Below are 22,189 nucleotides of genomic sequence, written 5' to 3'. Positions count from 1 at the left end.
CCCCCCCCGCCTTCCCCTTGTCGGGGCCCCCCCGGCCGGGCGCCCTACGCGGTTTGTGTGGGCCCAAAAACCCCCCCCCCCGGGGGGGGGCGCGCCGCCCCCCCCCCCCCCCCCGCGGCGGGGGGCGGGGCGCAGATACTCAAGGCACCAGCACGACCTTGCCGGTCGAGCGGCGCTCCTCCAGCGAGCGATGCGCTTCGGCCGCCTGGTCGAGCGGATAGCGGCCGCCTTGCGTTACGGCAAGCTGGCCGCTGGCGGCCAGGTGGAAAAGCTCCGACAGGCTGGCCCTGAGGCCATCGGGCGAGAGCAGCGGCAGCAGGGCGAACCCCCTCAGCGACTGGTTCTGGAGGATCATCGCTTCCATCTCCGAGGCATCGATCGCGTACCTGCTCAGCGCCGCAAAGACCAGCTCTCCGCCAGGCGCGAGAGCCCGCAGCGACGCCGCTGTCATCGAGCCGCCGACAATGTCGTAGACGATATCGACGCCGGCGCCGCCTGCCGCTTCGCGGACGCGCGTCGGCCAATCCGGCGTGCTGTAGTCGACCGCGGCACCGGCTCCAAGCGACAGGGCAAGATCGAGCTTGGTCCTGCTGCCGGCGACCGCGATCACCGCGCTGGCGCCCTGGCGTTTGGCGAGCTGCACAAGCAAGGACCCGACACCGCCTGCAGCTGCAGTCACCAGCACCGACTTGCCGGCGGGCGGGCTTTGCCGCAGCAGATAAAAAGCCGTCAGCCCTTGCACCATCAAGGCCGTCGCGGCTTCGAACGAGAGTGTATCCGGCAGAGGCACGGCCAGATTGGCATCGATCGTCACATACTCGGCATATCCGCCGAGCGGGCGCGTTGAGGCAAATAACGGCGCCGCCACACGGTTGCCCAGCAGTCGTTCGTCCACCCCTTGCCCAAGCGCCTCCACTGTGCCGGCGGCCTCGACGCCGAGAACCATCGGCAAATCCGGCGTCACCGCATAGCGATCCGCGCGCATCAGCACTTCGAAGAAATTCACGCCGGCCGCATGAACGCGGATCAGCACCTCGCCGGCCTGTGGCTCAGGCTTCGGCATCTCGACGACATCAAGAACGTCGGGACCGCCGAAACGGTTCAGTTGAATGGCTCTCATGGCACGCACTCATCGCTATGGCATCGGCTGCTGTTTGCCACTATCTGCCTGATCGCGACTACACACTCATTTGTCCGCTGCTGACCAGGAGGTGACCATGGCCAAGCTGACCAAAAGACTGCCAACCAAAAGACTGCCCATGCTGCCGGCGGAACGCGCTTTGAAAGTGATCTCGGGCCGATGGAAGGCCGTTATTCTCTACCATCTCTTCGACGGCCCCCGCCGGCTGTCGTCGCTAAAGACGCTGGTGCCTGATATCGCGCAGAAGGTGCTGATCCAGCAGCTTCGCGAAATGGAAGAACACGGCCTGGTCCGCCGCGAGATCTTTGCCGAAATTCCTTCACGCGTCGAATATTCGGCGACGCGTCTCGGCCTCAGCCTCGAGCCTATCCTTCTGGCGCTCTGTGAGTGGGGCCAGCACCATGCGGATGAGCTGAATGAACTGGACCGCCTTGCCGATTGCATCATCAGGCCTCGGCAGGTCGAGCGGCCCGTCACCGCCTTCAGAAACTAAAAAGGGGCGACGCAAGCGCCGCCCCAGATCCTTGGGAAGAAACCGTCGTTCAGGCGGCTCTCACTTCCTCGGCGACGGCGTCGGCCTGACGCGCCGCCTTCAGCACCTTGGCCCACCAAGCGACGTCGTTGACCAATGCGGTGGCTGCCTGGTTCAGGTGCTCGATCTCTTCGAGCTTCTTCTCACCTTGGCGGACGGCAAGGAAATCGCCCCAGGCGATATGGACTGCGGACTTGACCGGCGCCATCTGCAACTCGACGGCATAGAGACGGAGTTGCTCGACGGCGCGCGAGCCACCGACGCTGCCATAGCCGACGAAGCCGGCGGGCTTCTTGTTCCATTCATTGGCGGCGTAATCGATGGCGTTCTTCAGCACGCCCGTCGGGCCGTGATTGTATTCGGCGGCGGTGAAGATGAAGCCGTCGAACTCGGCAACCTTCTTTTGCCAGCGCTGCGCCACTTCGTTCTGCGATGGCGCCCAGGCGGAGGATGCGACCTCGTCGAAGAACGGCAGCGGGAAGTCGCGCAGGTCGACGACTTCGACATCGATGTCGGCATGCGACTTGGCGATCTTGGCGATCCATTGGGTGGGCACGTCGGCGAAGCGCGCGGCACGCGTTGAGCCGATGATGATGGCGATTTTCGGTTTTGACATAGAGGGGCTCTCCTTGCAGGAAATAGTGGTATCGTTTGGATACCTAAGCTATATGTTATACTGACAGCTTGACGCGCAAGGAGGCACTTTTTTGTTACCTAGGCACCCGCACCGCTCCGAAGACTGCCGCGCCGTGTCGGAGATCCTGCAGCGCGTCGGCGACAAATGGACGGTGCTTGTCGTCGGAAAGCTTGGCGAAGGGCCGCTGCGCTTCAACGAATTGCGTAGCGCCGTCGGCGGCATCTCGCAAAAGATGCTGACCACCACCTTGCGCGGGCTGGAGCGCGACGGCTTCGTCACCCGGACCGTGTTCCCGACGATTCCGCCACGCGTCGACTATGAGTTGACCGACCTGGGCTACGAGCTTCTGGTGCCGGTCGGTGCGCTCGGCGAGTGGGCGCGCAAGAACACCGAACGAGTGAAGGTGGCACGCGAAAAATTCGACCGTATGCATGCTTGAAGCCATTGATCTGAAAGGGGTCGGAGCAGCGCGGCAAAAAGGCGGCGGTTCCGCAGGTCGCAATCCTCTAGGATTAGCCGAGACACCTCTCCCTTCGTCATCCTAGGGCGGAGCGACGCGAAGCGGAGCGCAGACCCTGGGATCCATGCCGTGACATCAACCGAAGAATGCAGCGGCTTAGAACGGCGCTTGCATCAGCAACCGCGCTCGCTACCCTTCCACCATGATCGGCTATGCCTACATGACCGCGAGCCAGAAGCGTGGGACGATCTACATCGGCGTCACCAACGACCTCGGCCGCCGCATGCCGGAGCACAAATCTGGCGAAGGCTCACGCTTCACCAGCCGCTACAGCGTGCAGCGTCTGGTCTGGTACGAGGAACATTTCGACATTCGTGACGCCATCCAGCGCGAGAAGTCGCTGAAGCGCTGGCCGCGCCAATGGAAGATAGAATTGATCGAGAAAACCAATCCAGAGTGGTTCGAGCTTTTTCGCGGAACGGGGTGGTAGCGTTCGGTTCTGGTCCGCTGGAGCACTGCCGCGAGGTTACGGCATGGATCCCAGGGTCTGCGCCGCGTCGCTTCGCTCCTTGCCGCCCTGGGATGACGAAGCGAGAGGAGGATTCGGCCAATCCTGAAGGGTTTGCGATTTGCCGCTGAGGCCGCTGAAAGGAGTTATCGACATTCACTGCCGATCCGCTCCCGACAAGTGAAAATTACTGTGTTGCGGCGACTAGGGGACGGAAAGTCAATTCGGGCTTCCGAAATCGGGCCGGTCAGCTTTCCGGCGGAACCGCCTTCGGCCTGCCTTCGCCGTCCAGCGCCACCATGACGAAATCGGCATGAGTAACCTTCTCCATCAGATCGGAGAGGTAGCGCTGTGCCCAGGCCTCGACCTTGAGCGTCATCGAGGTGCGGCCGACGCGTTCGACATGCGTGTAGATGCACAGCGTGTCGCCGATCTTCATCGCCTTGGCGAATGACATTTCCTTGACGGCCGCCGTCACCACGCGGCCCTTGGCGCGCTCGGCGGCGCGGATGCCGCAGGCAAGGTCCATCTGCGCCATCACCCAACCGCCGAAGATATCGCCCGCCGCGTTGGCGTCCGAGGGCATGGCCAGTGTCCTGAGCGTCAGATCGCCGATCGGCCGGCCGTCAGCATAGTGCACCATGCGCCAAATCCCTCGAGATCGATTGTCTCGATCCCGTATCGGGCCGGCGATGATGCGTCAACGCGCCGCCAGCCGGCAGCGTCGCGGTTTGAAATTCGGCTATGGGGGTGGACTATTGCCCTTTGACTCATCGATCGGAACGAGCAGGTAGCGCCATTTCCGGACCAACATCGAGGCGACCTTGTCGCTCGCGATGCCGTACGCAGAGGCCCAACGTTGTTTTTCGTTCTTGAAGATCGGTCTGATCATCGACAGCGGTCCCGTGAAAACTCATCAAAAGCGTCGCGCTTCTCGGGCCCTTCCCGGCTTCGGCCGGTGAAGCGCCGCGCCCTGGCCATATTCTCGACGGAAAAACGCCTCGAAGCGCCCGGGAATCGACCGATTGGGAACAATCTTACCTGTTTCAAGGTTGAGGATGCGCAAGGGACTGCTCGACGGGATCGTTGCCCAGATGAAACGTCATTTTCGGATTCTTGTGGGTGCCGCGGTCGGCCTCATGTTGACACCTGCTCCGCTTCCCGCATTTTCGCGCGACGCCCAGCCGCACGCCGTCCCTCTTATTCTGGCCCAAGCCCAGTCGCCCGAAGAGGAAAAGCAGCTGCGCAGGAAGAAACGAAAGGAGGCCAGACGCGACGAGCAACCGATCCCCCGGGCAGAAAGGCCGGCGCAGCGCGAGCGGGCCGAGCGGCCTGCGGCGCGGGAGCGCGAAGCCGTTAAACGGCGTACCGCCAAACCCGAGCCCGCGATCGCCGAGGAGCGCCAGAAGCGGCGCAAGGTGCGCGAAGCCGTCAAACGGCGTGCCGCCGAACCCGAGCCTGCGATCACCGAGGAACGCCAGAAGCGGCGCAAGGTGCGCGAAGCCGTCAAACGGCGTGCCTCCGAACCCGAGCCTGCGATCACCGAGGAACGCCAGAAGCGGCGCAAGGAGCGCGAGGCCGCCAGACAGCGTGCCGCCGAACCCGAGCCTGCGATCACCGAGGAACGCCTGAAGCGGCGCAAGGAGCGCGAAGCGGCGATGCGCCGTCCCGAAAACGCCGCCAGGCTCTTCGACAGCGCCAAGGAAAAGCCGGTGAGGCGCAAGCCGGGCGGCACCGAGTCGGACCAGCCCGCTCGGGCCAGGGCCGAGCGGCTACCCAAAAGCGACGCCGCGGCGCAGGCGCGAGCCTCGACATATCCGGTGCAAGTCGGCTCCGTCATCTCCGAGGAAGGCCGCCGCATCGAACGCCCGCGCAGGGAGCGTCCCGAGGTTCCGGAGGGCGCGAAACTCGTGCGCGAGGTCAACAACCGCTTCATCTTCCAGACCAACAACACCTATTTCATCGAGCGGCCCCGCGAGGAGCGCTTCATCATCGACGCTCGCGAGGTCTACTACGAGGAACTGCCGCGCAGCCGGCAGCGCGAGGTTGTGGTCCGTTCCGACGGGACGCGGATCGTCACGATCCGCAACCGCTGGGGAGATGTCGTCCGTCGCGTGAAGATCCTGCCCGACGATCGTGAGATCGTCCTCGTCTATGTCGAAGACGACTACTACGACGAGGTGCTGGAATGGCGCGATCCCGGCCTCGATCTGCCGCCGCTCGACCTCGACATTCCGGCTCGCGACTACATACTGGACGCGGAATGGGTTGAGGACCCCGAGGACTACTATACGTTCCTCGACCAGCCGCCGGTCGAGCAGGTGGAACGCACCTACTCGCTTGACGAGGTCCGGCGTTCGGCGCGCATCCGCGACAAGGTCAGGCGCATCGATCTCGACATCATCAATTTCGAGTTCGGCTCGACCCAGATCCCGGAGAGCGAGATCGGCAAGCTCGAAGGCGTCGCCGAGGCGATGCAGCGCCTGCTCAAGGAGAACCCGGGCGAGACCTTCCTGATCGAGGGCCACACCGATGCGGTCGGGGCGGAGGTGGCGAACCTGGCGCTGTCGGACCAACGGGCCGAGGCGGTGGCGGCCGCGCTGACCAACGTCTTCGACATCGCGCCCGAGAACATGGAAACGCAGGGATATGGCGAGCAGTACCTGAAGGTTGAAACCCAGGAGCCCGAACGCGAAAACCGGCGCGTCTCGATCCGCCGCATCACGCCGCTGGTCGCACCCGTGGCGAGCTCCGAATAGGCCCCCACTCTTGTTTTGAGCCTGCCGGGAAGGAAGCGCCAGCCTCACCATTGCAAGCCCGCTCATATACCCCCGCGTAATTACGGTGACAGTGCACTAATTGCTCGCAACCCGCTGCGCTCGCGCTCGCAGTTAGTGCACTGTCACCGTAATGCCATGGCAATTTGGGAGGACAGCCTCATGCCCGGCGAGCGGGCGAATTATGAGATTGGAGGAGACGATGCCAGGCGTTGAAGCCGCGATTAGGGAACTGCTGGAGAGCCGATCTGCCGCCATGGGCGGCAAAGACATCGAGTGGCTTATGTCCCTTTACTCCAACGACATAGTCTATTTCGACCTTGTGCCGCCACTTCGGTATGTGGGATCCAACGCCCTCCGCGAGCGGTTCTTGGACTGGTTTCCCCGCTGGTCTGGTCCGATCGGCCAGGAGCTTGGCCAATTGGATGTCGCTGCCGGCGACACGGTTGCCGCCGCATGGATGCTCATCCGGGCGCATGGCACCCTGAAAACAGGCGCGAATGTCGACTACTGGGTTCGCGTGAGCAATGCATTTCGTCGATCTGAAGACAGATGGACGATCACGCACGAGCACGTTTCCCTCCCCGTCGACATGCGGAGCAGGACAGCAGTCTTGGACTTGACCCCATAGTGTCGCTGGGAAGCTCCGTGACGTTAGAGGCGTGCGCCGTCTGGGGTAGAGCCAAGAATTCAGAAGCCGCCCGCATCCATCGTGCAGACCTGTGGTTTCATCGTGAAGCACCTGACATGAAACTTATCTCTCGCCCTCTGACATCGGATCTATGGCCCGCACTCGAGGACCTGTTCGGGGAGAGCGCCGTCTGCAGCCGCTGTTGGTGTATGTACGGGCGCATCGGCAGTGCTTATCGAAAGCGGCCAGGCGAGGAAAACAAGGCCGCGTTCCGGCAAGCCGTCGAGAATGGTCCCTCCCCGGGCCTAGTTGCTTTCGACGGCAATACCGCCGTCGGCTGGTGCCAGGTGACACCGCGAGATGCCGTGCCTTGGCTCGATCGGCTGTGGCAGCTCAGGCGGGTGGATGATGCGCCGGTCTGGTCCTTGTCTTGCCTCTACGTGCGAAAGGGATACCGCCGGCAGGGTGTCACGTCCCACCTGATCGCAGCGGCGCTGGAAGCTGCACGGAGCGCAAATGCCCCTGCGCTCGAAGCCTATCCTTTTGATGCCGATGTATCGCCGAGCGCTTCGGGCAGTGGATACGCCTCCACCTTCGCGCGCGCCGGGTTCAGGGCCGTCGCCCGCAGGGTGCCAGCCCGCCCGATCATGCGTTATGATCTCAAGCAAAATGCTTGATGATGGCGTGTGATAGGTGGGCCGCTTGTCCAGGAGGCAAAGGCCGCTTCGGGCAGGACACCGAAAGCAAACGAAGTGCCGGTCGCTTTTTTCACAGGCGATGCCGGAAGCTCCGGTGATCGCGGCAGCTTGCGGCGTCTAGGTTGAGAAAAAATTCGGAGCCGCCCGCTTCCATCATGCAGACCTATGACTTCATCATCGTCGGCTCCGGCTCGGCCGGCTCGGTTCTGGCCGAAAGACTGTCGGCTTCCGGCCGCTTCTCGGTTCTGGTGCTCGAGGCCGGCGGCACCGATCGTCGCTTCTACGTGCAGATGCCGCTCGGCTACGGCAAGACCTTTTTCGACCCTGGGGTCAACTGGAACTACAAGACCGAGCCGGATCCCGGCCTCGCCGGCAATGTCGACCACTGGCCGCGCGGCAGGCTGCTCGGTGGCTCGAGCTCGATCAACGCCATGGTCTGGATCCGGGGCGCGCGCGAGGATTTCGACGCTTGGGCAGCGGCCGGCAATCCCGGCTGGGGCTTCGACGACCTGCTGCCCGCCTTCAAGGCGATCGAGGACAATCAGGCGGGCGCCGACCAATGGCGCGGCGTCGGCGGTCCGCTGCACATCACCGACTGCTCCAAAGCTGTCCACCCGCTGACCAAGCGCTACCTCGCTGCTGCCAGCCAGGCCGGCCTGCCGTTCAATCCGGATTTCAACGGCGCGGCTCAGGAAGGCGCCGGCATCTATCAGATCACCACCAGGAACGGCCGCCGCATGTCGGCCGCTCGCGCCTTCCTGCGTCCCGCCATGAAGCGAAAAAATGTCCGCGTCGAGATGAACGCGCTGGCGACCAGGATCCTGTTCGAAGGCAGGCGTGCCGTTGGTATCGAATACCTGCAGAACGGTGAGACGAAAACTGCGCGCGCCGGCCGCGAGGTCATCCTGTCGGGTGGCTCGGTCAATTCGCCCCAGTTGCTTCAGCTTTCCGGCGTCGGTCCCTCGTCGCTCCTTGGCGCGCTCGGCATTCCCGTCCTTCATGCCAATGAGAATGTCGGGGCGAACCTGCAGGACCATGTCGGCATCAACTACACCTTCAAGGGCAGGCTGCCGACGCTCAACCAGATCCTGCGCCCTTGGTGGGGCAAGCTCATGGTCGGCATGCAATATGTCCTCTTGCGGTCAGGCCCGCTGTCGCTGTCGATGAACAATGCCGGCGGCTTCTTCCGCACCGATCCGGCTGCGACACGGCCCAACATGCAGCTCTACTTCCAGGCGTTTTCTACAATCATCCCGAAGAGCGGCGAGCGCCCAATCCTGACGCCAGATCCATGGCCGGGCTTTTCCATCGGCCTGTCCAACTGTCGACCGTCGAGCCGTGGCGAAATCATGATCCGCTCCAGCAATCCGCGTGACTATCCGAAGATCGTCGCCAACGCTTTTTCGACCGAAGCGGACGTGGCCGAAATGCTGGCGGCAGTAAAATTCGTGAGGAAGATCGCCTCCATGCCTGATATGGCCGACATCATTAGGGAAGAGGTGTTGCCGGGCCCGTCAATCACCTCCGACGCGGATTTGATTCAGGATTTCAGGAAGCGCTCCGGTACCGTCTACCACCCGGTCTCGACCTGCCGCATGGGGCCGGACGCTGCCCGCGCCGTCGTCGACCCGCGCCTGCGGGTTCACGGCCTCGCCGGCTTGCGCGTCATCGACGCTTCGATCTTTCCCGATAACATCACCGGCAACACCAACGCCGCCTCGATCGTGACCGGATGGAAGGGCGCCGAATTGGTTCTGGAGGATCAAAAATGAAAATCACCGACGTCAAAACCTGGGTTGTCGGCAACCCGCCACCCGGCATCGGCGGCAAGTATTTCATCTTCGTCAAACTCACCACCGATGGCGGCGTGGTCGGCTATGGCGAGGCCTACAACGCCACCTTCTCCGCCCACGTCACCGCAAGAATGGTCGAGGACATGGCCGAGCGCTATCTCGTCGGCCGCGATCCGCACGACATCGAGACCTTCTTCCGCCGCGCCTATTCCTCCGGCTTCACCCAACGGCCGGACGTTTCCGGCATGGGCTGTTTCTCGGCGCTCGAAATGGCCTGCTGGGACATCATCGGCAAGGAGGCCGACAAGCCGGTCTACAAGCTGCTCGGCGGCCAGGTGAACGAAACGCTGCGTTCCTATACCTACCTTTACCCGCATGCCGGCAGCGTCCATTCGGAGGACGCGCGCGGCAAGAACGTTTACAACGACCCCGACCTGGCCGCCGAATGCGCGCTCGAATATGTCGAGCAGGGTTTTAACGCCGTCAAGCTCGACCCGGCCGGCCCCTACACCGCCTTTGACGGTCACCAGCCGCGCCTTGTCGATATCGATCTCTCCGCCCGCATGGTCAAGGCGATCCGCGAAGCGGTCGGCACCCGAGCCGACATCCTGTTCGGCACGCACGGCCAGTTCACCGCATCGGGCGCGCTGCGCATGGCGCGCGCCATCGAACCCTACGACCCGCTGTGGTTCGAGGAGCCGGTGCCGCCCGATATGCCCGAGGTGATGGCGCAGGTGGCGCGCTGCACGTCGATCCCCATCGCTACCGGCGAGCGGCTGACGACCAAGTTCGAATTCGCCCGCGTCATCGAGAACCGTGCCGCCACCATCCTGCAGCCCGACCTCGGCCGTTCCGGCGGCATTCTTGAAACCAAGAAGATCGCCGCCATGGCCGAGGCCTATCACATCCAGATCGCGCCGCACTGCTACTGCGGGCCGATCGTCGGCGCGGCCAACATCCAGCTTGCGGTGACCTTGCCCAACTTCCTCATTCTGGAATCGCTGAAGCAGTGGGATGGTTTTCACGAAAAGCTGCTGAAGAAGAAAATCGAGTGGCAGGACGGTAACGTCATTCCGTCGAAGGAACCGGGCCTTGGCGTCGAGCTCGACGAAGCGGTCTGCGAGGCGCATCCCTGGACCGGCACGGACCTGCATTTGCAGATGATGCAGACGCCGTTGATGCCGTGATGCGCGCGAGAGCTACGCCCTCATCGGAGCAGTTTGCTCATGCTCACGCGCTCCTCAACCTCATATCCGCACTCGCGGTAGAATCCTAGAACCGCCAAATTGGAACCGACGACCTGGAGATTGATCTTTACGCAGCCAAGGGCGGCGAGCCGCCTTTCGGCTTCCTGGATGAGGGCCTTGCCGATCCCCTTGTGGCGATGGGATTGCAGGACGGCGATCCGGGAAATCCAGCCCCGGTGACCATCATATCCGGCCATGATCGAACCGACGACCCGACCAGATACAAGCACAATCAAAAGGAGGTTCGGCTGGTATCTCAGCTTCTCGGGGATCGAAATATGAGCCGCGTTCCAAGGGTTGTCATTGGGGAATGCATCCCGCCAAAGCGCATCAACCCCGTCAAAATGACTGTCAGTGTATTCAACGATCGAGAACATTCACACCCGTTCCAACTGACCTGATATCAGGCAGAATATCAAGCATTTCAATATTTTGAATGGGTCGGCGGAATCACGGCCGAAAGGACTTGAATCAGTCTCTCAACACGCTGATTCAATATCTGAGCGTCAGCGCGCCGGGCAGGATCTCGAAGGTCGCTGGTATGCGCCCTGGCGATTCGCCGTCGATGTCGACCAGCGCGCCGTTCTCTCGCACATCGCCCAACGGTTCGACAATCACTTTCTTGCCGCGCAAAATGGTGATCGCCGGATGGTTGCGGTGCCGCCCGCCATAGAGCAGCCTGATGTCCCAGATCAGTTTCAGCTTGCCAGCCGCGCGCAGGATGACGATGTCGAATAGCCCGTCGTCCAGTTCGGCATCCGGCGCAATCATCATACCGCCGCCGAAGAATTTTCCGTTAGCCACCGCCACCAGCGCCACGCGTGCCTCGACAGGGTCGCCGTCGTCGACGGTGATCACAACGTCCTGGAACCGGTAGCGCATGAATTCCCACACGGTGCGCCAGTAGAACAGCGCCTTGGCCGAGACCCTGCCCTTGCGCTTGTCGGCGTTGACCGCGCGGTCGGTGGCGCCCGAAAGACCGAGGCTGGCGATGTTGATGAAATGGCGGCTGGCCAGCGCGCCATGGTCGTCGACATAGGAGATGCGGCCGGCATCGACTTTGCGGGGCTTGGCCCCAGCGATGCGCTTCAGCGTCAGGTCGACCTCAGCAGGCAGGCCGAGCCCGCGGGCGAAATCGATGCCGGCGCCGCAAGGCAGCAGGCCGAGCTCGGCCGTCCGGCCGCTTTCTGCAAACGCCTGCAGCAGCCCGTCGGCCACTTCGCTGGCGGTGCCGTCGCCGCCTGCCGCGATCACCAGTCCGAAGCCGCTGGCTGCAAGGACGAGCGCCAGCCGTTCAGCGTCGCCCTCGGCTTGCGTCTCGCGCAATTCGAAATCGCCAAAATGCTTTTTCAGCGAAGCACTGACCTCAGGCCAATGCCGTTTGAGCCGGCCACCACCGGCAATCGGATTGAGAACCACCCCGACCTTCAAGAACGCCCTCCCCAAAGGACAGCCACGACACTGCGCTCTAAAATCCTTTGCCGGCATTGAAGCCCGCGCCGCTCTGTGGGGCAAGGGCCGAATGTTTGACCTCGCCACAGATGAGGGGGCGTGTCACGCCCCCTGCATCTCGTCGAAAAACGTTCCGCCGCCGAGCTCAGTCCCCGATAATCCCGCTATCCACAGGCTCGCGGCTGTTTCGCCAAACGCTTATCCCCGGTATGTTAAACCCATCTCAGGCGGCTACCGATCGCCAAGTCGAAAGGCAAAGCGAAACGGCGGATTTCCTGAGGCCCGTACGGCCCCGAATGAAAGCAGGCTTGCCTGTTTTGAGGAGGGATGCCGAGACCTACGGGGCCGCGGAAAGCGTGCGAACGCCAACGGCGGACCGATGCTGCCATGAAGGACGGCAAAAACCTTCGATGGCGCGCTGGACGAAGCTCGCAAGGGTGGAAGACTGGCGTGGTCCCGAACGGACGCTGCTCTCGGGCAGTGACTGGCAGGACCGTCAACATCAAGGCCGGCATGGCGCGACGTCTTTACGGAAGTTGCTGCCGCGACCGTGTCCTGATCTGACAGGGAGGCGCTGGGAGAAATCCCGGCGCCGACTGTCTTTTGGGCTCGTCTCGCTATCTGACCGCCTGCTTGATGCGCATCGGACCGACTACCGTCGCCTCGGAGGGAAACGTCCCGACATCGAAGCTTGAAGCAGACGGCAAGTTCGAACACGTCCACGACTGGTGAGACCTTTCAGCCACAGTCAGCGACGGTCAAGCGTCGCGCGGCGCTTCGTCACGCTCATTCCACAATCACGGCCAAATCCCGCCTTGATCCACAGCGATTGATAAGCTTTCGGCGTCGCGCGTCCTTTTCGGCCACGCGACGGATCCCAGTGGTGTTTTGCAGAGCAACTCAAAGGCAACAAGACCGTGATCAAGACCGCCCTTGTCGCGATGACCATCGTCGGTTGCGACTGCGACGCCAGGCTTTGCGAATATATCGGCGAGACGCCGGCCAAATGGTCGACCATCGCCGATTGCGAAGCGGCCATGAAAAGCCAGATGCTGCACCAGCGCAATTTCAACTATCCGCTCGTGTCCGGCATCTGCCGCACGACGCAGACGCCGTCCTCGCAGCTTGCCACGACAGCCGCCATGCCTGAGTTGACGACGGCGACGCGGACCACCACCGACCCACTCCCCCGGGAATTGAGCCGTCGGCCAAGTGTTGCTGTCGGGTCGCAGGCAACAGCCACGGAAACAGAGGCTGCCAGGCCGGTCGCCTATGAAGCGGCGGTCGATGGCGGTCGCGCCGTGCTCTATCGCACGAAGACCGGTTACGCCGTGGTCAAACCCGACCTCGGCCGCGCCGCATCAGCAACGATCGGCCTGGCCAAGCGGTCGGCTAACTGGCTGGCGGCCAAGATGCCCAGCGGCTAACCCGCCGCCTCGTCCTTTGCGCCGATCTTGCGCACCAGCGCCGCCGTCGCCAGCATCGCGCCCATGTCCGCGATCATCGGCGCAACATGCTTGGCGTAGTCGAGCGGCACCGAGATATCGGGCAGCTCGAAGAAGTTCTTGGTCTGCGGCAACAGCAGAAAACCGTCGCTGCCATTGAGCGCAATCCGCGCCGGATCATCAGGCCATGTCTCGCTGAGCCATGTCAGCGCCTGCGCCAGCCGGCCGCTCACCAGCGGCTGCGCCGCCTCGACATTGTCGGAGCGGAAGTCGTAGGCGGCATCGAGCTCGGGCACGCCGCATGACAATTCCTGCATCTTGGTGGCGAACATGCCGCGGAAGAACCCGACGGCCATGTCAGTCCGCCGTGCCGCCACCAATATGCCGGGAAACGGCACGACGGTCTCGAAGGCGACGACGACCCCCTTGAATGCTATCGTTCCGCTCTTGCCCGTGCCTTGCCGCAGATCCGCTTCGTAAAGCTCGAACGGAAATCCCTCGTAGCGGCCGGATATGACGTCGTCGAAGCGTTTGCTGTTGAACGTGCCGATCGTCTCGCGCGGCAGCCGATCGAACGAATCCGGCGTCACATCATGCTCGTAGCGCATGTCCCTGATGAAACCGAAGATGATCGGCAGCAGTGTCTTGCGGAACGATCGCTGCAACGTGCTCGTCGGCTTGATCGCCTGGAAATAGAGCAGGATCGCCGCCACGAACCCGACGACATAGAGGATCACATGCGGCGTCGAGAACCACCGCTCGTATGGATCGGCGACCATATTGAAGAGCCAGGCCACAAGCGCCACGAACACCAGCACCAGGCCGACGAACAGCGGCACCCGCCAGCGGACCTGCCGGTAAGCCGAAGCCCGCCTGGCCTCATAGGCATCGAGGTTCCTTTTGATGCCGGCGATATCAGCTTCATCAGGCATGAAATCCGCTACGTCCATCGCCATCCCACCATCGAAAGACCAAACACCCAGCTCGGACAATAGCTGATTTTGCGGAAGGTCGCGCGACTACGGCATTGGGATGATGGTGAGCCCACACGGTTGTCCGAGCCACCAATCAACGGTGGGCATCAATTCGCGTTGCCCAACACCGCATCGAGACGAGCCATAACCTTTTGCCCTAATGCGCCCTCCAGCGCCTCGACCGGAACCAGCCGCTCATGGTCGCCGGCGCGCAGCCGCATGAAGGGATGCAGCCGATAGGCGGCAATGGCGCCGCGTGTGCCGACGTCTGCGCTGATATCGACGGTCAGGATGCCCCCGATGCGGCCGGGCCATGGCTGTCGCGCAAAAGCGGTGCCAAGAAAATCGCCGAGCCCATAGGCGACGAGCGTCTTGCCGATCCGCTCCACCGGCTGCACGACATGGGCATGGTGGCCGGCGATCAGCCCGACGCCTTGCGCGGCCAAATCCCGTGCCAGTGCCCGCGTGTCAGCCTGTGGAAAATGCCGGAACTCCCAATCCCAATGGGGCACCGCGCAGGTGAGGTCGACGGCGGGGCCGCGCGGCCATTGTGCCGGGTCACCTTGCATCGACACGCGTCCCGCGAACGCAGCCGCGCCGGCATTGCGCCACAGCGTAAAAGCGGCAAAGCCTATTGTCAGCGGTCCGACTGCAAGGCGTTGGACCGAACCGTCGGCCGCAATTCCGATGCTGCGAATGCCAAGACGGTCCAGCGCCGCCACCGTCTCGTCGAAACCCTCGACGCCCTGGTCGAGCACATGGTTGTTGGCGAGCGACAAGACCAGCTTCTCATGCGAAATGCCGGCGGCGGCCAGCGCCTCGGCGAGAAACCGCTCGGTCATGGCGTGGTGGGTGCCAAGCTTCGTGCCCATCGCCGCGCGCGGTCGCTCCACCAGCGGGCTTTCGCAATTCCCGACCACCAGATCGGCGGAGGCGAGCAGCGCAACGATCAGCGGATCGCAGTCCGGCGCGCTTCGATTGGCCACCGCCGAGATATCGCCAACGAAGGCCAGCCGCACCGTCCGCGCCGGCTCCATCGTCGCTGCGGCTGCCGGCGCAAAGCCTTGTTGATCGCCGCTGAGCGAAGGCTTCAAGAAGCGTGGCAGCCAGGACAATTTGTAGGAAAGCGGATAGTTCGACACGCGCAGCCTGCACCGGAATGAGTGGCTAACGTAGACGATGTGCCTGCCATAGCGAAGAGTTTCAACTTGACAGGTGACGGCAGTTATGCTAGGAATTTATTCATGGTGCTGTTTTGCGCCAACAACCCGCCGCCGAGGCGGGTTTTTTATTTCAGGCTTCGGCGCCATGCTCGTGGCAGGGCCTCAAATAACCCACAGGCGCCATGCAGAAATGCACGTATGGTCGGCGTGGAACACTGGTGGAGGAACCAAGATGACGCGATTTTCGAGCCTGCTGGCATCCGCCCTCATTCTGCTGGTTTCGGTCGCTTCCGCTGATGCCGCAAGCCCCGAACCGGCCGCCTTGTTCGAAGCAAAAACCGTAGCAGACCGCGACAGCACGCTTACCGCATTGGAAGCCGCCGCGCCCAGCGATCCCGCGTCGGCTTATGCTGCCGGCGCCGGTGAATTCTTCACTGCGCTGGAGATCCTGGCCGGCGGCCTGCACCGCCATGGTTTCGAGAGCCCGCAATCCTTCATGCTGCCGCTGATGCGGCTGCCGGTGCCGGACAATCCCAATCCCGAGCCGCTGACTTACGATAACTTCCGCGCCATCCTGGTCGCCTTCCGCGACCGGCTGCAGAAATCCGCCGCCACACTAGGGTCCGTGCCTGCCGATGCCGACATCGGCGTGGAGGTCGACCTCACCCGTCTCGGCATCGATCTCAACGAGGACGGCCAGATCGCGCCGGACGAGAGTGCCGCCGCGATCATGGCGTCTCTGTCACGCGGCGGCGGTGCGCCAGACGCGGCCGCACCCGCCCTCACCTTCCGCTTCGACCGCGCCGACGGCTATTGGCTGCAAGGCTATGCCGAATTCCTGATGGCGCAGGCCGATTTCTGGCTGGCGCATGACTTCAGGAACGCCTTCGACGGTTCGTTCCACATGCTGTTCCCGCGCGCCAAACTGCCGCTGCAGGATACGCTCGTTCCGCCGGACGGCGGCATGAGCGGCGGCATGTTGTCATCCGAATGGCGCATCGCCGACTTCATCTCGCTGGTGCATCTCGTCAACTGGCCGGTCGTCGAGCCGGAACGCCGGCAAGCGGCGCGCCGCCATCTCCTGGAAATGATCCGGCTGTCCCGCGAGGACTGGAAGGCGATCCGCGCCGAGACCGACAATGACCGTGAATGGCTGCCCGGCCCGCAGCAGAAGGGCGCCAGCCCGCTCACCGGCCTGGAGGTCGGCGAGGAGCAGGTCCAAGCCTGGCACGCCGCGCTTGATATGGCCGAGGATCTGCTCGAAGGCCGCACCTTGCTGCCGCATTTCCGCATTGCCGACAAAGGCATCAACATGAAGCGCTTTTTCGACGAACCAAAGCCCTTCGACCTAGTGCTGTCGATCACCGGCCCGGCCATCGCGCCCTATCTCGAGAGCGGAAAGATTCTCACCGGCGAGGAGTTCGACCAGATCCAGCGCCAGTTCGGCGGCGCCGGGTTTTTGACGTTTGCGCTGTGGTTCAACTGAATGAGGTGGCCGGCCAGCCGGCCGTCTCGCACCTGGCAGAAGGCCCGAACGCTAAACTTGGAAAAAATGTCCGACTGGTGGCGACCTCAGCGGATCATTGCAGCGTTGAGGCAATGAACCACTTCTTTTCCCGCTACATATGCACGCTTCACTTCATCATAGTTAGTTGTGTTAGGCCCAACACCTTCATGAACAAAACTGTGGCGCCACGAAATTACGTTGCCATAAGATGCCTTCACACTCCCAGCCCCGGATCGAAGCAGCTCGTCTTCCTTTTCTGCGAGTTTCTTTTCAAATTTTTGCACATACTTCGCACCAAACATTCCAATATGCTCTTTCTTGAGAGCTTCTATTTTTATGCGACCGTTAAGATGGTCAAACTTAGCACGAGCGAATCGCCCTAACACCAAATGTTTCTTGTCTGAAAAATCATATAGGATGTCTTTAATAGCCAACTCATAGACAGTTACTGCAGAGATAAGAACAAACCCTAAATATCGACTTTGAATAAACGGATCTCCAATCCCGGCCATCATTGGATCGAGATGAGCGAGATAGTCCTCTACAAGCGCAAATCTGTCAGTGTAAGGCATCAGTCAATCAAAAATTGCTTAGCTAGTTTCAAGCGCTCTTTGACGGTCACAGCGTCGCTCGTATTGAAGAATATAGATTCTTGATAAGATTTGTCCGAAGTTAGCTTTTTATACCGGGAGGCTAAGTCGGTTTTTATCTTCGAGCGGTTTTTTATCAGAACACTCATAATGGAATCCATAGCAGCCAAATTTATCGGCCCGCGGATATGGAATGGCTTGTCCGGCAAAGTCTCTAAAATCTTCTTTGTGATCGCAGTAAAGCCAGTTGCAAATGTCCTCACGCCCGCATCATCACCTTTTCTGTGCAGCTTCATCTGAACATTCAAGAATTCTTTCATCGGCTTTTCGTAGTCAGCTCCCCGCTCCTCAATTGCGAATATCCTGAGGACCATCTCAACATCTCGTTGATGGCGCTCAAATACCTTCTTACCGATTATTGCCCGCCAGCTAGGATCCTTATTCAAATCCTGCAAAGCTCCTACAATCCCTCCGTTAAACACGCAATTGCGAATTTCCTGGGGCTTCAAAGGAGTTCCGCCAGTATTTAGCCGCTCGAATATATGATACATACTCGTTGTTTGGGCAACGGGCGCAAGTTGCTTTATATTAACAGCTCGAAGTATTGACCCACGCAGACGTCTTTGGTCCACGAGAGATAACTCTTCGTATCGTTTGTTAAAATAGGGGCTATCCTTAGAAAGACCCGCAAGCCTAAATACCTGCCTTCTTCCTTGGAGGTTTTCAAATCCAAAATAACCTTCGAAGAAAAAAACAACGCTGAGAATCCGTTGCTGGCCATCGATAACTAGATTTTTGTTTTCGGCATCAATATAAAAAAATACTTGGGGAACAGGCAGACCAAGAAGGAAAGACTCGATCAACAAAGAAGACTGCTTTATGTTCCAGACAAAGTTTCGCTGAAACGCCGGAATCGTTATCTCTTTGTTTGTCCACATTTCATGAATAACGCTGAGCGTTAGGTCCGATGGATAAGTCGCGATGTCGTACGCGACATGAGAAACCTCATCTTCTATTTCTTCCTCGAACTCAATTTCGTCGTCAACCTCAGCCGCCTTAGCCATCCGATCTCCTTAACTCTTGAATGTGTATTTACAGCCTATCGAGTTTGAGTGGAGAATCGTAGCAAAAAATATCGTGGCCGGTTTGTAGCAAAGCCTTCGCTCTTAAAGGTTGTGGATCAGAACAAACGATCGGGCGACCTCCTGACACCCTTGTGTCAGGAGCTTCGTTTCGCCTCGCACCCCTCGTCACTCCGCTCTTTCCATTTTGGCTGATACCTCCCATATTCGGGGCATGGCCAAACTTCCTGATAAAAAGACGCCGTCGCCGGCGCGTGACGATCGCGCTTCGCCGCCCAAGCGGCGCAGCCCGCTGACCGATTTTCTCGATGCGTCGGAGCCGTTGCACAAGGGCGGTTTTGCCGAGGCGCCGCAGGCCGAATTCTCAGGCACGCCGCTGACCGGCTCGATCGCGGATTGGGCCGAGCAGATCGAGCAGGAAGCCGAGAAGGAAGGACGCCAGGCCGTTACCGGCAAATCGCCCAAGACGGCGAAAAAGATCCCCGAGCGCTCCTCCTCCCCCGGCCGCACGGCACGCGGCACTTCGATGGGCGGCGCGGCTTCGGCGCGGGAACGCACTGCGGCCGGGCTCAATCCGGTCGCCGGCCTCGATGTTTCGCTGGAGGAAGCCGAGACCATGGCCTCTGGCGGCGTCACCGCCACCGTTGCGGCGCTGTCGGCACTGATCGAATCCGGCAACCCGCTGCACAAGGACGGCGTGCTGTGGACACCGCACCGCCCGGCCCGGCCTGAAAAGTCGGAAGGCGGCATCGCCATCAAGATGGTGTCGGATTTCGAGCCGGCCGGCGACCAGCCGACGGCGATCAAGGACCTTGTCGAGGGCGTCAGCGACAACGATCGCACCCAGGTGCTGCTCGGCGTCACCGGCTCGGGAAAAACCTTCACCATGGCCAAGGTGATCGAGGAGACGCAGCGCCCTGCTTTGATCCTTGCCCCAAACAAGACGCTGGCCGCACAGCTCTATTCCGAGTTCAAGAAATTCTTCCCGGAAAACGCCGTCGAGTATTTCGTCTCCTACTACGACTATTACCAGCCGGAAGCCTATGTGCCCCGGACGGATACCTTCATCGAGAAGGAATCCTCGATCAACGAGCAGATCGACCGCATGCGCCACTCGGCGACGCGCTCGCTGCTTGAGCGCGACGATGTCATCATCGTCGCCTCGGTGTCCTGCATCTACGGTATCGGCTCGGTCGAGACCTACACGGCAATGACCTTCCAGATGCAGATCGGCGACCGGCTCGACCAGCGCGCGCTGCTCGCCGACCTCGTCGCGCAACAGTACAAGCGCCAGGACATCAACTTCGTCCGCGGCTCGTTCCGCGTGCGCGGCGACACGATCGAGATTTTTCCGGCCCACCTTGAGGATCGCGCCTGGCGTATCTCGCTGTTCGGCGACGAGATCGAGGCGATCACCGAATTCGACCCGCTAACCGGCCAGAAGACCGGCGAGCTGAAGAGCGTCAAGATCTACGCCAATTCGCACTATGTGACGCCGCGCCCGACCTTGAATCAAGCCATCAAGTCCATCAAGGAAGAACTGAGGCAGCGGCTGCAAGAGCTTGAAAAGGCTGGGCGTCTTCTAGAGGCGCAGCGGCTGGAGCAGCGCTGCCGATTCGACCTGGAGATGCTGGAAGCGACCGGCTCCTGCGCCGGCATCGAGAACTATTCGCGCTATCTCACCGGCCGCCAGCCGGGCGATCCGCCGCCGACCCTGTTCGAGTACATCCCTGACAATGCACTGGTCTTCATTGACGAAAGCCACGTCACTGTGCCGCAGATCGGCGGCATGTATCGCGGCGACTTTCGCCGCAAGGCGACGCTGGCCGAGTACGGCTTCCGTCTGCCGTCCTGCATGGATAACCGGCCGCTGCGCTTCGAGGAGTGGGACGCCATGCGCCCGCTTTCCGTCGCGGTCTCGGCGACGCCCGGCGGCTGGGAGATGGAGCAGTCCGGCGGCGTCTTCGCCGAGCAGGTCATCCGACCGACCGGCCTGATCGACCCGCCGGTCGAAGTGCGTCCGGCCAAGACCCAGGTCGACGATGTCGTCGGCGAAATCCGCGACACGACCAAGGCCGGCTACCGCACGCTGGTCACCGTGCTGACCAAGCGCATGGCCGAGGACCTGACCGAGTATCTGCACGAGCAAGGCATTCGCGTCCGCTATATGCACTCCGACATCGACACGCTTGAACGCATCGAGATCCTGCGCGACTTGCGCCTCGGCGCCTTCGACGTGCTGGTCGGCATCAACCTCCTGCGCGAAGGCCTCGACATCCCCGAATGCGGCTTCGTTGCCATTCTCGATGCCGACAAGGAAGGCTTCCTGCGCTCCGAAACCTCGCTGATCCAGACCATCGGCCGTGCCGCCAGAAATGTCGACGGCAAGGTCATCCTCTATGCCGACCAGGTCACCGGCTCGATGGAGCGGGCGATGGCCGAGACCAACCGCCGCCGCGAAAAGCAGATGGAGTGGAACGCGGCCAACGGCATCACCCCGGAATCGGTCAAGTCGCGCATCTCCGACATCCTGGACTCGGTCTACGAGAAGGATCATGTCCGCGCCGACATCTCGCAGTTCACCGACAGCGCCGGCGCGATGATGGGCAACAATCTGAAGGCCCATCTCGACGCGATGGACAAGCAGATGCGCGACGCCGCCGCCAATCTCGACTTCGAAAAGGCAGCGCGCATCCGCGACGAGATCAAGCGGCTGCGCGAGATGGAGCTGTCCATTTCCGACGACCCGCTGGCCAAATATGCCGACATGGAAAGCCCGGTTTCGGGTCGCGAAAAGGGCAAGCACAACAAGGGCGTGGCCAAACATCGTACAGCAGAGGAACAGGAGCGTTTCCGCAAGCTCGACGCGGCACATGCCGCCGAAGAGGCGGCCAAGGCTGCCCGGCCCAACCTCTTCCGCAAGCCGGAGCTCGACGAAATGGGCGCTGACGGCGCCGTGCCGGTGAAGAAGCCGCTGTTTTCGAAGCCGTCACTGGACGATATGGGGCCTGGCACCGACATGCCGACACCGTCAGGCGCGGTGTCGCGTTCGCTGTTCAAGAAACAGTCGGCACAAGAGGCGCACGGCTCGGGTTTCGGTATACCGGGTGAAGCGACCAAGCCGCTGTTCAAGAAGAACTCGCTCGACGAGATGACAGTGCGGCGGACCGAGAAGCCGGTCGAAGGCGACAAGCCGGTCAAGCGCGAACGTGCCGGCATCGGCTCCTACGAAGACCCCGCCGACGCCCGCCGTGAGAAGCGCCGGCCCGGCAAGACCGGCCGGCCGGGGCGGTAGAAAGCTTCCCTTCTCCCCTTGTGGGAGAAGGTGGATCGGCGCGCAGCGCCGAGACGGTTGAGGGGTGCTGGACGGAGCGCCGCCTTTGCCAAGCTGGAACACCCCTCATCCGACCGAGCTTCGCTCGGCCACCTTCTCCCACAAGGGGAGAAGGGGAGCACTAACCCCGCAAACGGCCACCTGAGGTCCATCTGACAGCCACCACTGTCAACGGTCAGCCACTTGCCATCGGCCCCTCCCCTGGTGTAGCCAGTTCT

Annotated in this window: 20 protein-coding genes; 11 read left to right on the top strand and 9 right to left on the bottom strand. The window is 61.7% G+C overall.

The window, feature by feature from the left end; all coding sequences use genetic code 11:
• Positions 1-139: 139 nt before the first annotated feature.
• Positions 140-1,120: a quinone oxidoreductase family protein gene (locus AC0L26_RS01275; protein ID WP_473630887.1), complete on the bottom strand. Its 981-nt coding sequence runs from the start codon at positions 1,118-1,120 to the stop codon at positions 140-142.
• Positions 1,121-1,217: 97 nt separating this feature from the next.
• Between AC0L26_RS01275 and AC0L26_RS01270 the strand changes: the two genes are divergently transcribed.
• A complete protein-coding gene (locus AC0L26_RS01270; protein ID WP_473630886.1) occupies positions 1,218-1,634 on the top strand; it encodes a winged helix-turn-helix transcriptional regulator in 417 nt (138 codons plus the stop codon).
• 49 nt (positions 1,635-1,683) lie between these two features.
• Here the strand turns inward: AC0L26_RS01270 and AC0L26_RS01265 are convergent, their stop codons facing one another.
• A complete protein-coding gene (locus AC0L26_RS01265) occupies positions 1,684-2,289 on the bottom strand; it encodes an NADPH-dependent FMN reductase (RefSeq protein WP_352933638.1) in 606 nt (201 codons plus the stop codon).
• 91 nt (positions 2,290-2,380) lie between these two features.
• On the opposite strand from AC0L26_RS01265, the gene AC0L26_RS01260 reads away from it, so the two are divergent.
• Together AC0L26_RS01260 and AC0L26_RS01255 are read left to right on the top strand one after the other, a co-directional pair.
• Positions 2,381-2,749, top strand: coding sequence for a winged helix-turn-helix transcriptional regulator (locus AC0L26_RS01260; protein WP_352933635.1), 369 nt, complete (start codon positions 2,381-2,383; stop codon positions 2,747-2,749).
• Between the two features lie 223 nt (positions 2,750-2,972).
• On the top strand, positions 2,973-3,260 hold the full coding sequence (locus AC0L26_RS01255; RefSeq protein ID WP_473630885.1) for a GIY-YIG nuclease family protein: 288 nt from the start codon (positions 2,973-2,975) through the stop codon (positions 3,258-3,260).
• A gap of 265 nt (positions 3,261-3,525) precedes the next feature.
• On the opposite strand, the gene AC0L26_RS01250 is transcribed toward AC0L26_RS01255, so the two are convergent.
• Positions 3,526-3,921, bottom strand: a complete 396-nt coding sequence (locus AC0L26_RS01250) for an acyl-CoA thioesterase (RefSeq protein WP_352933632.1) — start codon at positions 3,919-3,921, stop codon at positions 3,526-3,528.
• A 415-nt stretch (positions 3,922-4,336) separates the two neighbouring features.
• Here AC0L26_RS01250 and AC0L26_RS01245 point away from each other — a divergent pair, with 415 nt between their 5' ends.
• The 5 genes from AC0L26_RS01245 (at position 4,337) to AC0L26_RS01225 (ending at position 10,364) form a co-directional block, all read left to right on the top strand.
• Positions 4,337-6,037, top strand: coding sequence for an OmpA family protein (locus AC0L26_RS01245; protein WP_473630884.1), 1,701 nt, complete (start codon positions 4,337-4,339; stop codon positions 6,035-6,037).
• A 220-nt stretch (positions 6,038-6,257) separates the two neighbouring features.
• Positions 6,258-6,686 carry a YybH family protein gene (locus tag AC0L26_RS01240; RefSeq protein ID WP_473630883.1) on the top strand — a complete coding sequence of 143 codons (429 nt, stop codon included), beginning with the start codon at positions 6,258-6,260 and terminating at the stop codon, positions 6,684-6,686.
• A 209-nt stretch (positions 6,687-6,895) separates the two neighbouring features.
• Positions 6,896-7,363: a GNAT family N-acetyltransferase gene (locus AC0L26_RS01235; RefSeq protein ID WP_473630882.1), complete on the top strand. Its 468-nt coding sequence runs from the start codon at positions 6,896-6,898 to the stop codon at positions 7,361-7,363.
• A 176-nt stretch (positions 7,364-7,539) separates the two neighbouring features.
• Positions 7,540-9,156 carry a GMC family oxidoreductase gene (locus AC0L26_RS01230; protein ID WP_473631514.1) on the top strand — a complete coding sequence of 539 codons (1,617 nt, stop codon included), beginning with the start codon at positions 7,540-7,542 and terminating at the stop codon, positions 9,154-9,156.
• Positions 9,153-10,364 carry a mandelate racemase/muconate lactonizing enzyme family protein gene (locus tag AC0L26_RS01225; RefSeq protein WP_473630881.1) on the top strand — a complete coding sequence of 404 codons (1,212 nt, stop codon included), beginning with the start codon at positions 9,153-9,155 and terminating at the stop codon, positions 10,362-10,364. The genes AC0L26_RS01230 and AC0L26_RS01225 overlap by 4 nt, the downstream gene beginning before the upstream one ends.
• Positions 10,365-10,384: 20 nt before the next feature.
• Here AC0L26_RS01225 and AC0L26_RS01220 read toward each other — a convergent pair whose 3' ends face one another.
• A complete protein-coding gene (locus tag AC0L26_RS01220) occupies positions 10,385-10,801 on the bottom strand; it encodes a GNAT family acetyltransferase (RefSeq protein ID WP_473630880.1) in 417 nt (138 codons plus the stop codon).
• A 115-nt stretch (positions 10,802-10,916) separates the two neighbouring features.
• Positions 10,917-11,855, bottom strand: a complete 939-nt coding sequence (locus AC0L26_RS01215; protein WP_473630879.1) for a diacylglycerol/lipid kinase family protein — start codon at positions 11,853-11,855, stop codon at positions 10,917-10,919.
• Positions 11,856-12,793: 938 nt separating this feature from the next.
• Between AC0L26_RS01215 and AC0L26_RS01210 the strand changes: the two genes are divergently transcribed.
• Positions 12,794-13,303, top strand: coding sequence for a hypothetical protein (locus AC0L26_RS01210; protein WP_473630878.1), 510 nt, complete (start codon positions 12,794-12,796; stop codon positions 13,301-13,303).
• Here AC0L26_RS01210 and AC0L26_RS01205 read toward each other — a convergent pair.
• Complete coding sequence (locus AC0L26_RS01205) at positions 13,300-14,271, bottom strand: hypothetical protein (protein ID WP_473631513.1); 972 nt, start codon at positions 14,269-14,271, stop codon at positions 13,300-13,302. The genes AC0L26_RS01210 and AC0L26_RS01205 overlap by 4 nt on opposite strands.
• A 131-nt stretch (positions 14,272-14,402) precedes the next feature.
• The gene (locus AC0L26_RS01200; protein ID WP_473630877.1) at positions 14,403-15,437 is read right to left on the bottom strand and encodes a CapA family protein; all 1,035 of its coding nucleotides are present in this window, start codon (positions 15,435-15,437) and stop codon (positions 14,403-14,405) included.
• Positions 15,438-15,690: 253 nt separating this feature from the next.
• On the opposite strand from AC0L26_RS01200, the gene AC0L26_RS01195 reads away from it, so the two are divergent.
• Positions 15,691-16,944, top strand: coding sequence for a hypothetical protein (locus AC0L26_RS01195; protein ID WP_473630876.1), 1,254 nt, complete (start codon positions 15,691-15,693; stop codon positions 16,942-16,944).
• An 86-nt stretch (positions 16,945-17,030) separates the two neighbouring features.
• On the opposite strand, the gene AC0L26_RS01190 is transcribed toward AC0L26_RS01195, so the two are convergent.
• Both AC0L26_RS01190 and AC0L26_RS01185 read right to left on the bottom strand, forming a co-directional pair.
• Positions 17,031-17,537 carry a HEPN domain-containing protein gene (locus AC0L26_RS01190; RefSeq protein WP_473630875.1) on the bottom strand — a complete coding sequence of 169 codons (507 nt, stop codon included), beginning with the start codon at positions 17,535-17,537 and terminating at the stop codon, positions 17,031-17,033.
• Positions 17,537-18,619, bottom strand: coding sequence for a GmrSD restriction endonuclease domain-containing protein (locus AC0L26_RS01185; protein WP_473630874.1), 1,083 nt, complete (start codon positions 18,617-18,619; stop codon positions 17,537-17,539). Before AC0L26_RS01185 ends, AC0L26_RS01190 begins: the two co-directional genes overlap by 1 nt.
• A 232-nt stretch (positions 18,620-18,851) precedes the next feature.
• Here AC0L26_RS01185 and uvrB point away from each other — a divergent pair, with 232 nt between their 5' ends.
• Complete coding sequence (uvrB, locus tag AC0L26_RS01180; protein WP_473630873.1) at positions 18,852-21,932, top strand: excinuclease ABC subunit UvrB; 3,081 nt, start codon at positions 18,852-18,854, stop codon at positions 21,930-21,932.
• Positions 21,933-22,189 lie beyond the last annotated feature (257 nt).

The organism is Mesorhizobium sp. WSM4823 (assembly GCF_055811195.1).
Note: the sequence above shows the minus strand (reverse complement) of the source record. Positions and strands in the feature narration are given on the sequence as shown.

Excerpts from the sequence above, each read along its gene's own strand:
- AC0L26_RS01220 (WP_473630880.1), bottom strand. The coding sequence starts at position 10,801 with ATGTTCTCGATCGTTGAATACACTGACAGTCATTTTGACGGGGTTGAT.
- AC0L26_RS01255 (WP_473630885.1), top strand. The coding sequence starts at position 2,973 with ATGATCGGCTATGCCTACATGACCGCGAGCCAGAAGCGTGGGACGATC.
- AC0L26_RS01265 (WP_352933638.1), bottom strand. The coding sequence starts at position 2,289 with ATGTCAAAACCGAAAATCGCCATCATCATCGGCTCAACGCGTGCCGCG.
- AC0L26_RS01235 (WP_473630882.1), top strand. The coding sequence starts at position 6,896 with ATGTACGGGCGCATCGGCAGTGCTTATCGAAAGCGGCCAGGCGAGGAA.
- AC0L26_RS01275 (WP_473630887.1), bottom strand. The coding sequence starts at position 1,120 with ATGAGAGCCATTCAACTGAACCGTTTCGGCGGTCCCGACGTTCTTGAT.
- AC0L26_RS01270 (WP_473630886.1), top strand. The coding sequence starts at position 1,218 with ATGGCCAAGCTGACCAAAAGACTGCCAACCAAAAGACTGCCCATGCTG.
- AC0L26_RS01195 (WP_473630876.1), top strand. The coding sequence starts at position 15,691 with ATGACGCGATTTTCGAGCCTGCTGGCATCCGCCCTCATTCTGCTGGTT.
- AC0L26_RS01205 (WP_473631513.1), bottom strand. The coding sequence starts at position 14,271 with ATGGACGTAGCGGATTTCATGCCTGATGAAGCTGATATCGCCGGCATC.
- AC0L26_RS01230 (WP_473631514.1), top strand. The coding sequence starts at position 7,540 with ATGCAGACCTATGACTTCATCATCGTCGGCTCCGGCTCGGCCGGCTCG.
- uvrB (WP_473630873.1), top strand. The coding sequence starts at position 18,852 with ATGGCCAAACTTCCTGATAAAAAGACGCCGTCGCCGGCGCGTGACGAT.
- AC0L26_RS01245 (WP_473630884.1), top strand. The coding sequence starts at position 4,337 with ATGCGCAAGGGACTGCTCGACGGGATCGTTGCCCAGATGAAACGTCAT.
- AC0L26_RS01190 (WP_473630875.1), bottom strand. The coding sequence starts at position 17,537 with ATGCCTTACACTGACAGATTTGCGCTTGTAGAGGACTATCTCGCTCAT.
- AC0L26_RS01225 (WP_473630881.1), top strand. The coding sequence starts at position 9,153 with ATGAAAATCACCGACGTCAAAACCTGGGTTGTCGGCAACCCGCCACCC.
- AC0L26_RS01250 (WP_352933632.1), bottom strand. The coding sequence starts at position 3,921 with ATGGTGCACTATGCTGACGGCCGGCCGATCGGCGATCTGACGCTCAGG.
- AC0L26_RS01185 (WP_473630874.1), bottom strand. The coding sequence starts at position 18,619 with ATGGCTAAGGCGGCTGAGGTTGACGACGAAATTGAGTTCGAGGAAGAA.
- AC0L26_RS01240 (WP_473630883.1), top strand. The coding sequence starts at position 6,258 with ATGCCAGGCGTTGAAGCCGCGATTAGGGAACTGCTGGAGAGCCGATCT.